The sequence below is a fragment of the Syntrophus aciditrophicus SB genome, from assembly GCF_000013405.1.
In the GTDB taxonomy this organism is placed as follows: Bacteria; Desulfobacterota; Syntrophia; order Syntrophales; family Syntrophaceae; genus Syntrophus; species Syntrophus aciditrophicus.
The window spans coordinates 1,272,480-1,286,100 of the sequence record NC_007759.1 but is presented as its reverse complement, the minus strand read 5'-3'; the positions used below and the strand labels follow the sequence as shown (position 1 = coordinate 1,286,100).

Annotated in this window: 13 protein-coding genes and 1 pseudogene; 9 read left to right on the top strand and 5 right to left on the bottom strand. The window is 53.8% G+C overall.

Translation table 11 applies throughout. The features are described 5' to 3' along the window. Positions 1-17: 17 nt before the first annotated feature. Positions 18-1,670 (top strand): phosphoglucomutase (alpha-D-glucose-1,6-bisphosphate-dependent), encoded by a 1,653-nt coding sequence (gene pgm / locus SYN_RS05980; RefSeq protein ID WP_041584798.1) that lies wholly within the window; start codon positions 18-20, stop codon positions 1,668-1,670. 126 nt (positions 1,671-1,796) lie between these two features. On the opposite strand, the gene opp4C is transcribed toward pgm, so the two are convergent. The 3 genes from opp4C to SYN_RS05965 are packed head-to-tail and all read right to left on the bottom strand — an operon-like array spanning position 1,797 to position 4,441. Next, the gene (gene opp4C / locus SYN_RS05975; protein ID WP_011417169.1) at positions 1,797-2,633 is read right to left on the bottom strand and encodes an oligopeptide ABC transporter permease; all 837 of its coding nucleotides are present in this window, start codon (positions 2,631-2,633) and stop codon (positions 1,797-1,799) included. 16 nt (positions 2,634-2,649) lie between these two features. After that, on the bottom strand, positions 2,650-3,624 hold the full coding sequence (locus tag SYN_RS05970; RefSeq protein WP_011417168.1) for an ABC transporter permease: 975 nt from the start codon (positions 3,622-3,624) through the stop codon (positions 2,650-2,652). Positions 3,625-3,646: 22 nt separating this feature from the next. After that, complete coding sequence (locus tag SYN_RS05965; protein ID WP_011417167.1) at positions 3,647-4,441, bottom strand: sugar phosphate isomerase/epimerase family protein; 795 nt, start codon at positions 4,439-4,441, stop codon at positions 3,647-3,649. Between the two features lie 224 nt (positions 4,442-4,665). Between SYN_RS05965 and rsfS the strand changes: the two genes are divergently transcribed. The 7 genes from rsfS (at position 4,666) to radC (ending at position 11,578) form a co-directional block, all read left to right on the top strand. After that, the gene (gene rsfS / locus SYN_RS05960; RefSeq protein ID WP_011417166.1) at positions 4,666-5,022 is read left to right on the top strand and encodes a ribosome silencing factor; all 357 of its coding nucleotides are present in this window, start codon (positions 4,666-4,668) and stop codon (positions 5,020-5,022) included. 2 nt (positions 5,023-5,024) lie between these two features. After that, positions 5,025-5,744 carry a ComF family protein gene (locus SYN_RS05955; protein WP_011417165.1) on the top strand — a complete coding sequence of 240 codons (720 nt, stop codon included), beginning with the start codon at positions 5,025-5,027 and terminating at the stop codon, positions 5,742-5,744. Positions 5,745-5,999: 255 nt separating this feature from the next. Beyond that, positions 6,000-6,368: an RNA polymerase-binding protein DksA gene (dksA, locus tag SYN_RS05950; RefSeq protein WP_041585446.1), complete on the top strand. Its 369-nt coding sequence runs from the start codon at positions 6,000-6,002 to the stop codon at positions 6,366-6,368. Between the two features lie 130 nt (positions 6,369-6,498). After that, entirely contained in the window at positions 6,499-8,928 is a 2,430-nt protein-coding gene (gene priA, locus SYN_RS05945) for a primosomal protein N' (RefSeq protein WP_011417163.1), read from the top strand. A 328-nt stretch (positions 8,929-9,256) separates the two neighbouring features. Next, on the top strand, positions 9,257-9,916 hold the full coding sequence (gene elbB, locus SYN_RS05940) for an isoprenoid biosynthesis glyoxalase ElbB (RefSeq protein WP_041585445.1): 660 nt from the start codon (positions 9,257-9,259) through the stop codon (positions 9,914-9,916). A gap of 250 nt (positions 9,917-10,166) precedes the next feature. Continuing rightward, entirely contained in the window at positions 10,167-10,760 is a 594-nt protein-coding gene (locus SYN_RS05935) for a superoxide dismutase (RefSeq protein ID WP_148202633.1), read from the top strand. Positions 10,761-10,876: 116 nt separating this feature from the next. After that, on the top strand, positions 10,877-11,578 hold the full coding sequence (radC, locus tag SYN_RS05930) for a RadC family protein (RefSeq protein WP_041584797.1): 702 nt from the start codon (positions 10,877-10,879) through the stop codon (positions 11,576-11,578). A 124-nt stretch (positions 11,579-11,702) separates the two neighbouring features. On the opposite strand, the gene SYN_RS05925 is transcribed toward radC, so the two are convergent. Beyond that, complete coding sequence (locus SYN_RS05925) at positions 11,703-11,984, bottom strand: HU family DNA-binding protein (RefSeq protein WP_011417159.1); 282 nt, start codon at positions 11,982-11,984, stop codon at positions 11,703-11,705. A 379-nt stretch (positions 11,985-12,363) separates the two neighbouring features. Here SYN_RS05925 and SYN_RS17020 point away from each other — a divergent pair. Next, positions 12,364-12,513 (top strand): annotated as a pseudogene (locus SYN_RS17020) (sigma factor-like helix-turn-helix DNA-binding protein); the annotation flags it as partial. A 173-nt stretch (positions 12,514-12,686) separates the two neighbouring features. Here the strand turns inward: SYN_RS17020 and sppA are convergent. After that, on the bottom strand, positions 12,687-13,616 hold the full coding sequence (sppA, locus tag SYN_RS05915) for a signal peptide peptidase SppA (RefSeq protein ID WP_011417157.1): 930 nt from the start codon (positions 13,614-13,616) through the stop codon (positions 12,687-12,689). Between the last annotated feature and the right edge of the window lie 5 nt (positions 13,617-13,621).

The following is a 13,621-nucleotide window of genomic DNA, read 5'->3' as shown; positions in this document are numbered from 1 at the left end:
TTTTCAGGAGGCGCCTTATGCTGCTTCATCCCCTGGCCGGAAAACCGGTCCCCCCTACCCTGCTGGCCAATATCCCGAGACTGGTTTCTTCCTACTATACCCTTCATCCCGACGCCGCCCGGGAAGCGCAGCGCGTCGCCTTTGGCACATCAGGCCATCGGGGCACCCCCGAAAATGGAACGTTCAATGAAGATCACGTCCTGGCCGTGTGTCAGGCCATCTGCGACTACCGCAAGGAAATGAGTCTTTCCGGACCGCTTTTCCTCGGGATGGATACTCACGCCCTTTCGGAACCGGCCTGGGCCACCGCACTGGAAGTTCTCGCGGCCAACGGGGTCATGGTTTTTATTCAGGAGGGTCGAGGCTATACGCCAACCCCGGTCATCTCCCATGCCATCCTGACCTGGAACGAGGGACATTTCCCCGATCACGCCGACGGGATTGTCATCACTCCTTCCCACAATCCGCCGGAAGACGGCGGCATCAAGTACAACCCGCCCCATGGCGGCCCAGCAGACACCACCGTCACCGCGGATATTGAAAAGCGGACCAATGCGTATCTGGCCGCGGGTCTGTGGGGAGTGCGCCGCATGCCCCTGAAGCAGGCATTGGACGGCGACTGTGTAAAACCGTATGATTACATTCAACCTTATGTGGACGATCTGCAGAACGTCATCGACATGGAAGCGGTGGCGGGCGCGGTGCTCAAGATCGGCGCAGATCCCATGGGCGGCTCCGGTCTGGCCTTCTGGGATCGGATCGCCGGTCGTTACGGCCTGAACATCGAGGTGGTCAATCCTCACGCGGATCCCACCTTCTCCTTCATGACCCTGGACAGAGACGGCAAGATCCGGATGGATTGCTCCTCCCCCTATGCCATGGCCCGCCTCATCGATTTGAAGGACCGCTTTGACATCGCCTTTGGAAACGACCCCGATTTCGACCGCCACGGGATCGTCACCCGGAGCGCGGGGCTGATGAATCCCAATGCCTATCTGGCCGTGGCCATCGATTATCTCTTCCGGAACCGCCCGCAATGGGGACCGGAAGTGGCCATCGGCAAGACCCTGGTTTCCAGCGGGATGATCGACCGGATCGCCGCTTCCCTGGAGCGGCGGCTGTGCGAGGTTCCCGTGGGCTTCAAATGGTTTGTCAGCGGGCTGCTTGCAGGCCAGCTTGGTTTCGGCGGTGAGGAAAGCGCCGGGGCCTCCTTCCTCCGCCGCGATGGCCGAGCCTGGACGACAGACAAGGATGGGATCATTATGGATCTGCTGGCGGCGGAAATTATCGCCCGCACGGGTCGTGATCCCGGGGAGCTTTTCGCTTCATTGACGGAACGCTTCGGAGACTCCCTCTATGACCGGATGGACGTCGCCGCCACGCCGGAGCAGAAGGCCGTCCTGAAAAAACTGTCTCCCGCGCAGGTCTCCGCGTCGGAGCTCGCGGGAGAGCGCATCCTGGCCACCCTGACGGAAGCACCGGGCAACGGAGCGCCCATCGACGGCCTCAAGGTCGTCACGGAAAACGGCTGGTTTGCCGCAAGGCCGTCGGGAACGGAGAACATCTACAAGATCTATCTGGAAAGCTTCAAAGGAAAGGAGCATCTGGAACGGATCCGGGAAGAGGCGCAGGCGCTGGTCAGTGCGACCTTTACCGCCGCCGGCGTCTGATTCCGGCCTCACAGCAGGGTACCGGCGGCTTCGGCTTCGCCTGCGGCGCCTCAACGTATTCTGTAAACGACTTCGTCGCCTCCCCCCCTCTTCCTTGCTTAAACCGGAGCACCCGGTAAGATTTTTTCAGCGGCGGCGCAGACGGGGATCGAGGGAGTCGCGGATCCCCTCGCCAAGGAGGTTGTAGCCCAGCACGGTGAGAAGGATCGCCAGTCCGGGATAGAGGGACAGCCACCAGGCGATGTCGATGTTGTCCTTGCCGGCGGTGAGGATGTTTCCCCAGCTTGGTGTGGGTGGCTGAACCCCGATGCCCAGAAAACTCAGCGCCGATTCGGTCAGGATCGCCCCCGCGACGCCCAGGGTCGCCGCCACCAGCACGGAGGCCATGGCATTGGGCAGCATGTGGATAAAGATGATCCGCAGGTCGCTTGCCCCGATGGCCCGGGCCGCCAGGATAAAATCCCGCTGTTTCAGCGAGATGAAATCGGCGCGCACCAGCCGCGTGATCCCCATCCAGCCCGTAATCCCGATGATGATCATGATGTTCCAGATGGAAGGCTCCAGCAGGGCGATCACGGCCAGGATCAGGAAAAACGTGGGGAAGCAGAGCATGATGTCCACGAACCGCATGATCAGGGCATCCACCCAGCCGCCGTAGTAGCCCGCAACCGCTCCCAGAATCGTTCCGATGACAATGGCGATGCCCGTCGCCACGAAGCCGACCTTGAGAGAAATCCCCGCCCCCCAGATCATCCGGCTGCAGACATCCCGCCCCAGTTGGTCCGTCCCGAACCAGTGCGCGGCTGACGGCGGCGCAAGGATGTTATTCAGATCGATGGCGTTGGGGTCGTAAGGGGCCAGCCAGGGCGCAAGCAGGGAAACGACAAAGAGGATCAGCACCAGGACGCTCCCCGCCAGAGCAAGGCGGTTTTTTATAAATCGACGCCGAAAATCCTTATCCATAACTATTCCAGTCCTTTCAGGACACCCGGATCCTGGGATCGGCCAGCGCGTAGGAAACGTCGGCCAGCAGGTTGCCGATCAGCGTCAGCACGGCCCCGATGAAGAGAATCCCCATCACCGTGGGGTAGTCCCGAGCCATGACTGACATGTAGAAAAGCTGGCCCATGCCCGGAATCGCAAAAATCGTCTCGAAGATCACACTGCCGCCGATCAGCCCGGGAACGGAAAGCCCCAGGATCGTAATGACCGGCAGCAGGGCATTACGCAGGGCATGTTTGTAAATGACGGTCCGCTCGCTCAATCCCTTCGCCCGCGCCGTCATGATGTAATCCTGGCGGATCACCTCCAGCATGTTGGCCCGCATGTAACGGGAAAGCCCGGCAAGGCCGCCGAAAGCGGACAGAAATACGGGAAGAATCAGGTGCTTCACCAGATCGACGAAGGCCGCGGCCGGCGGCAGGTATTCATAGTTCAGGGAACGGATGCCCGAAATGGGAAGCCAGCCGAGATGAAGGCCGAAGAAGATCATCAGCAGGAGGGCCAGCCAGAAGGTGGGCGTGGCAAAGCCGATGAAGACCATGACGCCGGCAATCCTGTCGAAAAGGGAGTCCTGATGAACGGCGGAAAGCACCCCGAGGGGGATGGCGACAGCGAGAATCAGAAGCAGGGACAGGACGTTCAGAGTGATCGTGATCGGCAGGCGCTCCAGAATTTTGTCCGCCACGGGGCGGTGATCGGCGGAGAAAGACGTACCGAGGTCAAAGACAAGGAGCTTCTTTGCCCAGATCAGGTATTGCTCATAGAGGGGCTTGTCCAGGTCATAAAGGGCTTTCAGCCGCTCCCGCGCCTCGGCGGAGGCCCGGGGATTCATCTGGGTTTCCAGATCGGTGGGCAGGCCGGGGGCCAGATGCATCACGGCAAAACAGATGATCGAGATCCCGATGAGCAGGGGAATCATGAAGAGCAGGCGTTTCAGGATGTAGCGCAGCATGGTTTCCCTATTCTCCCGGAATTCAGATCAGCCCGAAAAGCCTGTTTTTGCGGAGCGTTTCCAGCGTTCTGCTCAGATGATCCGCTGAATGGGCCTCCAGGGTCAGGATCGGTCTGTTCACTTTTGTCTTGAGGAAGCCGAACAGTTCCATAAAAGGGAAATTCCCCTCGCCGATGGGAAGGTGCGCGTCCCGACTCCCGTCGTTGTCGTGGAGATGCACTTCCCCAAGAAAGGTCCCCAGTTCTTCCAGCCACGACGACAGCGGGGCATCGGAAAAGGCGTTGCAGTGGCCGGTATCGAGGCAGAAGCGAACTCGGAGGGAATCGAGGGCTGTCAAGAGATGGACGAACTGGCGGGGTTCCTTTTCGTATACATTTTCCAAAAGCAGGAGCGTATCGAACTCCGCCGCCTGCTCCACAAAGGTGCTCCAGGTCAGGGTGCTGTTTTCCAGCCACTTCCTCTCCGAGGAAACGTAATACCTGGAGTCGAAGGAGGGATGACAGACAATGGTCCGCGGACGGAACAGAGGAACGAGATCGAACACCTGTTGAATCCGTTCCCGGGAAACCTCGCGGATTCGGGGATCGATGGCGCCCGGCCGGAGATCCATGAAAGGGGCATGAAAGGTGACCCGCAGCCCGGCATCGGAAAATCGGTCCGCCACCTCCCGGAATCTGTCTTTTCCGGTGGCATCCAGGATGGCACAGTCAAAGCCGATTTCCGGGGAAATTCCCTTCGCGATGACCGTATCCAGGAAGCCGCCCTCCAGCATGCGAAACGGCACATGAACCTGCAGGTATTTCAGGATATCTTCCATGAAAGAAAAGGCCCTTCTCTTTCTTGTTTCTTGATTTTACTGCGAGTTTCCTTTATCACAAGTACTCCTGTTGCACAACCGCCAATTCCCCGCGATTACCGATTGACAGGCTTGAGGGGTTTTGTTAGTTAAACCGCTGAAAATTTAAGCTGTTCCCATTTCATCAGGAGGGTGCATCCATTATTAAGGAAACGAACGAGCCGGATTCAAGAGAGAGGGTCCTGATGTGCGTCAATGCCATTCTGGAGAAAAAAGCCGGAAGGCTGGTGATCCTCAATGTCAAGGAGATTTCTTCTTTCGCGGATTACTTTATCATCTGCGACGGCGCTTCCGACCGCCAGGTGCAGGCCATCGCGGCGGCTGTGCAGGAGCGGATGAAGAAGTGCGGAATTCTACCCCTCGGCGTGGAGGGAGAAAGCGCCGGCAAGTGGGTGCTTCTGGATTACGCCGATGTCATCATCCATATATTTTTCCAGCCGGTTCGCGAATTTTACGATCTGGAGCGCCTCTGGGGAGACGTTCCCCGGATGGAAATCCCTGATGAAACCACAGAATTGGCCGCTCTCAGCGACGGGATATAATCTTGAATTCTCTGTTCAAGGGCATTGCCGATCTTTTCTTTCCTCCCCGCTGCCTGTCCTGTCATGAACTGCTCATTTCCGGTGAGTCCGGCGGTTTCTGCCCGAAATGCCTTCAGCGGATTTCCTTTCTTTCACCCCCGATTTGCGCGAGCTGCGGTGCGCCTCTTTCCCCGGAAGCGGGAAAAGACGCGCTCTGTCTCCGGTGCGCGGCAACGCGGCCTCCCTTTGAAAGATGCCGTTCCGTCGGACGATACGAAACCGTGCTTCTCGAAGCGATTCACGACCTCAAATACCGGGGAGTCATCGCGGCAGGCGCCATCCTGGGCAATCTGCTGGCTTCCTGTGTCCGCGTTTCCCTTCCCGTTGAAGAATACGACCGTATCCTTCCCGTTCCCCTCCATCGGAAACGCCTGAGGGAACGGGGATTCAACCAGTCTCTTCTGCTGGCGGAAGTCCTGGCCAGGGAATTTTCCCTTACCCTCGATTTTCAATCCCTGCGTCGCCGCGTCCATACCTCTCCGCAGATCGGCCTGGGCAAGGGAGAGCGGTCGGTCAATGTACGGAATGCCTTCGAAGTTGTCCGAAAAGCGGAAATTGAGGGTTCTCGAATACTCCTGGTGGATGATGTCTATACGACAGGGAGTACGGTTGGAGAATGCGCAAGGGTTCTGCTGGAGGGCGGCGCGCGTTCGGTTTCCGTGGCGACACTGGCAAGGGCCTGATTTTTAATATTCGGGCGTGGATATTCAATGTTCTGTGTTTAACGTTGAGCCTCAAACTTTGAACCTGTAACGCTTAACTTTTGATGTTGACGCATCGCCAACCCCGATTGGGAAAATATTTTAACCATTTGTGAGAAAGAGGCATATTTTCCCTTTACAAACGTTCTTTCATTGTGTATTAAACCTTTTTGCTGGAAGTTTTGCAGGTTGCGTCATCGACAATACTTATTCAAGGTAATTGGAATGGTACGTGAAATGGCTCTATCGCATGACAAACTTGAGTTCTTCAGAATGCTTCTCACTCAGAAGATCAACGAACTGCTGGAAGATGCCGGGAAGACCGTTGCGGATATGACGGACAGCAAGGAAAACTATCCTGATCCGACTGACCGCGCTTCTCTGGAATCCGACCGAAATTTTGAACTGCGGATGCGCGATCGGGAGAGAAAATTGATCGCCAAGATGCAGGAAGCCATCAAACGCATCGATGAAGGCGAGTTCGGCCTCTGTGAAGTCTGCGGCGGACCGATTTCTGAAAAGAGACTTATGGCCAGACCGGTAACAACCCTTTGCATCGACTGCAAGACAAAGCAGGAAAAACTCGAAAAACTGAAAGGGGAATAATCCGGAAAGGTTCCGTTTCCTATTATTTTTCCGCATGCCGAAGGCCTTTTCGCACCCGTGACAAAGGCCTTTTTATATTGGAAATTCCCCGCAAACAATTCCTTTTTTCTTTTTCCCCCATACCACCCTCATGTCCATGTATGTAAAAATCGCAATCAATATCCCGACGGAGTCCCATTTTACCTATTCCGTACCACAAGCTCTCTCTGGTGACGCAGCCGTCGGGAAACGAGCCCTGGTGCCTTTCGGGGCAAGAAAACTGACGGGTTATATTATTGGTTTTCTCAGCGAACCGGACTTCGACGACATCCGGGACATTCTGGATATTCTGGATAGCGAGCCTCTCTTCAGCTCTGAGGACCTGGCATTCTATTCCTGGGCTTCATCCTATTACCACTATCCCCTGGGCAAAACCCTTCATGACATCCTGCCGGGCGGCATCGATTTGAAGAGCGACCGCCTCTTTAAAGTCGCCGCAGGTCATAAAGCTCCATCCAACCCACTTCCGGAGGGACAGCGGAAAATTCTGGATCTGCTGGGAGCCGCGCCCAAAGGTCTGTCCTTAAAACGCTTGCGGAGACTTCTTTCCGGCAGCCCAATCCGGCGGGATCTTGCCGCCCTTCTTTCCGCAAATCGGGTGATCGCCGAAGAAGGCCTGGAGCAGCCGGAAATCCGGAAAAAAACCGAAAAGGTAATTACTCTCGTCGCGGGTCGTTCCGTACCGGCACGTCTTTCCGCCGTCCAGCAGCGCGTCCTTTCCTATCTGCAGGAAAAGGGAACGGCTTGCTTCCCGGAACTGCGCCCCTTTGCGTGCAATCCGTCCCCCGTTGTTCACCGGCTCATGGAAAAGGGGCTGGTTTCGCTTTCCGAACGGGAGGTCTACCGTTCCTCCGAAGAATCTCCGGAAATGAGCATCCTCAACGATATCCATTTGAATGATGATCAGGCCGCCGCCTGCGGAGAACTGGAAAGCGCACTTTCCTCACGGCGATTCAAACCCTTCCTGCTTCATGGCGTAACGGGAAGCGGGAAGACGGAGGTTTATTTCCATGCAATAAAGCAGGCCTTGAACTCCGGCGGCGGCGCACTTTATCTCGTGCCGGAAATCGGTCTGACACCGCAACTGCTTTCCCGCGTGCGAAATCGTTTTCAAGGGGAAGAAATCGCCGTCATCCACAGCGATATCGCACGGGGAATCCGTTACGATTTCTGGCGTCGACTCCAGCGGGGGGAAATCCGTCTCGTCGTCGGCGCCCGCTCGGCTCTTTTCGCCCCTCTTCCCAACCTGAGGCTGATCGTGATTGACGAAGAGCATGACAGCTCCTACAAACAGGATGTCCGGATGCGGTATCACGCGCGGGATCTGGCCGTTTTGCGCGCAAAGCTGCAGAATGCCGTTATCGTGCTGGGGTCGGCGACTCCGGACATGCGCACCTTTTATCAGGCACGCCAGGGAAAATATGACTGCCTTTCCCTGCCCCGCCGGGTGGAAAACAGGCCCCTTCCCCAGGTCCGGATCGTCGATATGAAGGCGGAGCGGGAAGAAACGGGAAGGATTCCAGTCCTGTCCCGCGCCCTGATAACAGCCCTGGAAGAAACCCTGAACGATGGCTCGCAGGCGCTTTTTTTCCTGAATCGACGGGGCTTTCATACGTTTCTTTTCTGCCCGGACTGCGGTACCGTCCTTTTCTGTCCCAACTGCGCCGTCTCGCTTACTCTCCATGCCGAAGCGAACAGGCTGCAGTGTCATTACTGCGATTACGCCGTCAAGACGCCTTCCCTCTGTCCGAAGTGCGGAGGCCGGGATATTCAGTTTTATGGGGCGGGAACGGAACGGCTGGAGAAGGAAATTCTTTCTCATTTTCCCCATATCCGAACCGCGCGGATGGACCGCGACACCACCGCACGGAAAGGAGCGCACACGCGGATTCTCAAATCCTTCGACCGGGGAGAAATCGACCTGCTCATTGGAACCCAGATGATCACCAAAGGCCATGACTTCCACAACGTGACGCTGGTCGGCGTAATCGCCGCCGATACGGCATTGAACCTGCCTGATTTCCGCTCCGCGGAAAAAACATTTCAGCTTCTGACGCAGGTCTCCGGAAGAGGCGGCCGGGGCAGAAAAGAAGGACAGGTCATCATTCAGACCATCAATCCTGACCATTTCGCCATTCAAAGGGCAAAGAATCATGATTATACAGGCTTTCACGAAGAGGAAATCCTTCATCGAAAGTCCCTGGGCTATCCGCCGTTCTCCCGCCTGATCATCCTGCAGCTTTCCAGCCTGAACGAAGAGCGGGGGCGTCGGGAGGTCGAGGAAGCAGGCCGGATGGCCAGGGCTTTCACCCGGGAGGAATCGAGTCGGACGATGCCTGTGGAGGTCATCGGGCCGGCTGAAGCGCCCATCGCCAAAATCAAAGGACGCTACCGCTGGCAGATCATGCTTAAGAGCGACAACCTTCAGGCTCTGCATTTCCTGACCCGCCGCCTGCTAACTTCAGCTGCTTCACGGAAACTGGAGATCAAGGTGGATGTGGACCCTGTCAACTTCATGTAATTTCAATTCCCTTCGAAAGCGTATGCTTCTCCGGTTAGGCGATCGCTTCATCAACGGCCGCATGATATAAGCCTGCATCGACTCTGCCCCGCACCTCGCCATTCTCTCTGATTCGAAATCGGAATAATTCGAATTGACACGCCCTTCCCTTTTGATTAAATTAACGAATCATCGGATGCTTTCCCGCTTCCAGCCTCTGCCGGAAAAAGGGAAAAACGGTCAGCAGGTTACGCTCCCGGAGAAAAAACTTTTTAAAACAATTTCTCGGGAGTTTGCAGTTCAGTCATCATTGTTTTTCAGCAAAACAGGCAGGAAAGGGGTAAAAAACATGGCAATAATCGGCGTCCTGCTTTCGGGGTGCGGCGTTTACGACGGTTCGGAAATTCATGAGGCGGTTCTCACTCTTCTCAATCTGGACAGGGCCGGGGCGGAAATCCTGTGCATGGCTCCCGACATGGAGCAGAATGATGTCATGAATCACTTGACGGGCCAACCGATGAAGGAAAAAAGAAATGTCCTCGTTGAATCGGCAAGAATCGCCAGAGGGGATATTCGGGATATCCGCGAGGTTAAGGCCTCCGATATTGACGGCCTCATTCTTCCCGGAGGGCTGGGAGCGACAAAAAATCTCAGCAATTTTGCCTTTAAGCGGGACGACGCCGAGGTTCAGCCGGACGTGAAACGCCTCCTTGTCGAAATGGTGCAGGCAGGCAAACCCATCGGCGCCATCTGCATCGCCCCGGCAACCCTGACCAAAGCCCTGAGCGGTTATGATCCCGAAGTCACCATCGGAAACGATCCGGCAACGGCAGAGGCCATTGAAGCCATGGGCGGAAAGCACCACACCGCAGGCGTTGAAGACATCTGCGTTGATTTACGGAATAAGCTGGTCACCACGCCGGCTTACATGCTGGGGCCGGGCATTCGAGACGTTGCGTCGGGTATTGAAAAACTGGTCCTGAAGGTTCTGGAGCTCGCGTCTTTATGAACGTGCGCCTGTATCCGTGATGTATAAAAGATATATATCAAATATATAGCCGGGTTTGCAGACTTTCTGCGGGAACAGCTTCAGTCTCTAAAGCGGTTTGACCCGATCCTTTCCATCCCGGAAAATACCGGACAGAGGATTGATGACATTAATGCATGCGGTTTGGGGATACGGTCCCTGATGAGGATCTATCCCTTTCGGGACTTAACGGTAAAACAACCAGAAAGGAGATATGATTATGCTCATTCATCTGCCCATTTTGTTACCTGATTTACCTTATCCAAAGAACGCTCTGGAACCATACATCAGTGCCAGAACTCTTGAATTTCATCATGGCAAGCACCACCAGGCCTATGTGGACAATGCCAACAAACTGCTTCCAGAAATGGTCCTGCTTAATGAAACCATGGAATCCGTCATCGAAAAGACGAGTGCCGATCCGTCAAAGGTAGGCATTTTCAACAATGTGGCTCAGGTCTGGAATCACACCTTTTACTGGAATTGCATGAAACCGAACGGCGGTGGCCAGCCGACAGGCAACATAGCGGTGCGAATCAAAGACACCTGGGGAAGTTTTGAAAAGTTTGCCGAGGAATTCAAAAACGCAGGCATGACGCAGTTCGGCAGCGGCTGGGCCTGGCTTGTCCTGGAGCAGGATTCGTTGAAGATCGTTAAAACCGGCAATGCGGACAATCCACTCACCCACGGCCAGAAGCCTCTTCTGACGGTCGACGTATGGGAACATGCTTATTATCTGGATTATCAGAACCGTCGGGCGGAATATCTGAACACCTTCGTGGACAAACTGATCAACTGGGATTTCGTCAATTCCCGCATGGGTTAAGCGGCATCACGCAACCCTGCCGGGGACATCGCGCCCCCCTGGCAGGGTTGCACCCGCGCTATCTCCGGTTTTCCCAATCAACTCCAGCTCATTTTGTTATCTTAACCACGGAATCCATGACACCGACACCTGAGATACCTGAACCTCACTATATCGGGCACCGTCAGCGCCTGAAAAAGAAGTTTTTTAAATGCGGACTCCAGGCCCTTCATGACTATGAAGCGGTGGAACTTCTTCTCTCCTATGCCATCCCGAGAAAAGACATCAAGAGCCTGTCTAAGGATCTTCTAGAGCGATTCGGCTCTCTGAAGGGAATCATGGACGCGGAATTGGAAGAATTGACCGCCGTGAGAGGCATCAGTGCTCATGCAGCGGGACTCGTTCGGATGGTCAAGGAAATGAGCGCCCTGTATCTTCAGGAAAAAGCTCGGGAAAAACCACAGATCAGCTGCACCGGCGAACTGCTGGATTTCTGTAAAACCGCCTTGGGCGGTCTGAAGGATGAAAATTTCTGCGTTCTTTACCTGGATACGCAGAATCGGATCATCGCCTTCGAAACGATCCAGAAGGGTATTGTCAACCAGGCTGTTGTCTACCCTCGGCAGGTGATCGAAAGAGCGCTCTCCCACAAGTCCTCTGCACTGATTCTGGTGCATAACCATCCTTCAGGGTTCGTCAAGCCTTCCGATGCCGACATCAGGTTGACCCGTACTATTACAGATACGGCTAAGCTCTTGGACATCATGGTGCACGATCACCTGATCATCGGCGAGAACCGGTTTTTCAGTTTCCGTGAAGAGGGAATTATGCCGCTCTGATCGCAAGAAACGCGGGCAATAAAAAAGGAGACTCTTTTCAGCCTCCTTAATGTTTAACTTTTAAATGAACGTTGATCAACGTCGTTTTATCTCTTCCCGAAGTGAAGCGCCGGACTTGCTCAAATCATACCTTGCCGTCAACGCGCTCTTTAAGCTCTTTGCCAACCTTGAAAAAAGGCAATCTTTTAGGAGATACTTTAATGTTTTTACCTGTTTTCGGATTTCTGCCTGTGTAGGCATTGTAATTTCTGACGACGAAGCTGCCGAAACCACGTATTTCGATACGACCTCCCTTTTGCAGTTCCTCGGTGAATCCTTTAAAAAGCAGATTAATCACCTCAATGGCTTTTTTTTCCGTAAGGCCTTCTTTTTTGCTCAAAGCTTCAATGAGCTCGGACTTGTTCATAACACCTCCCTGTGTAACTGCTGCTTCGAAATCCTATATAGTGCGTAATGCGTGATCAACAGTAATTTCAAATAACCGGCTAATATGCCTCTCAATTTGGCGGACTATTAATTATTTTAGGTTGAAAGTCAAGACAATTTTCCATACCTGAATCAGTTTTTGTACGGGAGGGTTGCATTTACTGTTGACATTATCGTTCAGGATGATTAATTTTTGTCTAAATTTTTAAAAGGAGATAATTTCATTGATTAATAAATACCGGTGCAAAAAAAAGGGCGGGATAATTCAGGCAATCTGCGAAGATACAACGTGTGAATGGTATCTGAAAAATGAATCCTTCCTGAATTGCACTTGGGTCGCCTGTAATTACGGCCCGTTTACACTTGAGGAAGTCGGCGACATGATGGGAGTCACGCGTGAAAGAATTCGCCAGATTGAAGCGAAGGCGCTGAAAAAACTTCAGCACAAAAAACGTCGCGATCAATTGAAAGATTTTGCGTTACCCAGCAATGAATGGGATGCCGTGTAAGTTTGCGTCTGAAAGGGGAAATCAGAATTCCCCTTTCTTCTTTTTAATTCCTTTGGAAATATTTCCATATAATCTCTGGATTCTTTATTCGAGAGAAGAATCCTGATGGAAGAGGAATCTATAACGGCGGTATTGCTTAGAAATCCGGTGAGTTTTTCGGCCTAAATCCAATGTCACTGCTCCATGCCCGCAGGCGCCAACATCCGCAAGCCGTAAGAATCAACGAGATAATGAATGCCATAAGGAATGGTCTGATCCCTGAAAAACACATGGGCCATTGTGGAACCCGCCCGTTCAAAGAAATAATCAAGCATGGATTCATATTTTTTCTGGGGATAAACAACGACCGGCTCGCCCGAAATTCCGACCATTTTTGCAAGCATCCGGACCGCATATTCCATATCGCCGAGATAGTCCACAAGCCCCAATTGCTGAGCCTGTTTCCCTGTAAAAATTCTGCCATCGGCGATCTGCTTTAATGCCTCCTCGGAAATGCGCCGGTTCCTGACGACTACATCGAGGAACTGGATGTAAATATCATCCACAAGACCTTGGAGCAGGGCCTTTTCCTCTCCGGTCATTTCCCGGATCGGAGATCCGATATCCTTATATTTTCCACTTTTTATCGTGGAAGCCTTCACCCCCACCTTTTTCATCAATTCTTCCGCATTCGTAAAATACATGATTGCGGAAACGCTCCCCGTCAATGTGCCGGGATTGGCGATAATCTTTTCTCCGGCACAGGCAATCAGATATCCGCCGGATGCAGCCACAGAACTCATGGAAACAAGCACTCTTTTTTTCTTGCGGAGTTCCATGACTGCTTCGTAAATCTCCTGAGAAGGGGCAACGCCCCCCCCCGGAGAATTAATGCGCAGAACAACACCCTTCACGGAATCGTCTTTACCGAATTCCTGCAGATTCTTCACAACATCCGTGGAATCTTTGATGACACCGTCGATCGGAGCAATGCCGATTTTGTCCGCAGTAGTAAATCCGTCCCGCATCCCGGTGATGGATGTAACCCCATAAATCAGGGAAAAAAACCCAATCAGGAGAATCAGCAGCAGGAAAATCCCCCAGATCACCGGATGTCGTTTCATAGAAT

Coding starts and splice junctions, on each gene's coding strand:
- pgm (WP_041584798.1), top strand. CDS start 18: ATGCTGCTTCATCCCCTGGCCGGAAAACCGGTCCCCCCTACCCTGCTG.
- opp4C (WP_011417169.1), bottom strand. CDS start 2,633: ATGGATAAGGATTTTCGGCGTCGATTTATAAAAAACCGCCTTGCTCTG.
- SYN_RS05970 (WP_011417168.1), bottom strand. CDS start 3,624: ATGCTGCGCTACATCCTGAAACGCCTGCTCTTCATGATTCCCCTGCTC.
- SYN_RS05965 (WP_011417167.1), bottom strand. CDS start 4,441: ATGGAAGATATCCTGAAATACCTGCAGGTTCATGTGCCGTTTCGCATG.
- rsfS (WP_011417166.1), top strand. CDS start 4,666: ATGTGCGTCAATGCCATTCTGGAGAAAAAAGCCGGAAGGCTGGTGATC.
- dksA (WP_041585446.1), top strand. CDS start 6,000: ATGGCTCTATCGCATGACAAACTTGAGTTCTTCAGAATGCTTCTCACT.
- priA (WP_011417163.1), top strand. CDS start 6,499: ATGTCCATGTATGTAAAAATCGCAATCAATATCCCGACGGAGTCCCAT.
- elbB (WP_041585445.1), top strand. CDS start 9,257: ATGGCAATAATCGGCGTCCTGCTTTCGGGGTGCGGCGTTTACGACGGT.
- radC (WP_041584797.1), top strand. CDS start 10,877: ATGACACCGACACCTGAGATACCTGAACCTCACTATATCGGGCACCGT.
- SYN_RS05925 (WP_011417159.1), bottom strand. CDS start 11,984: ATGAACAAGTCCGAGCTCATTGAAGCTTTGAGCAAAAAAGAAGGCCTT.
- sppA (WP_011417157.1), bottom strand. CDS start 13,616: ATGAAACGACATCCGGTGATCTGGGGGATTTTCCTGCTGCTGATTCTC.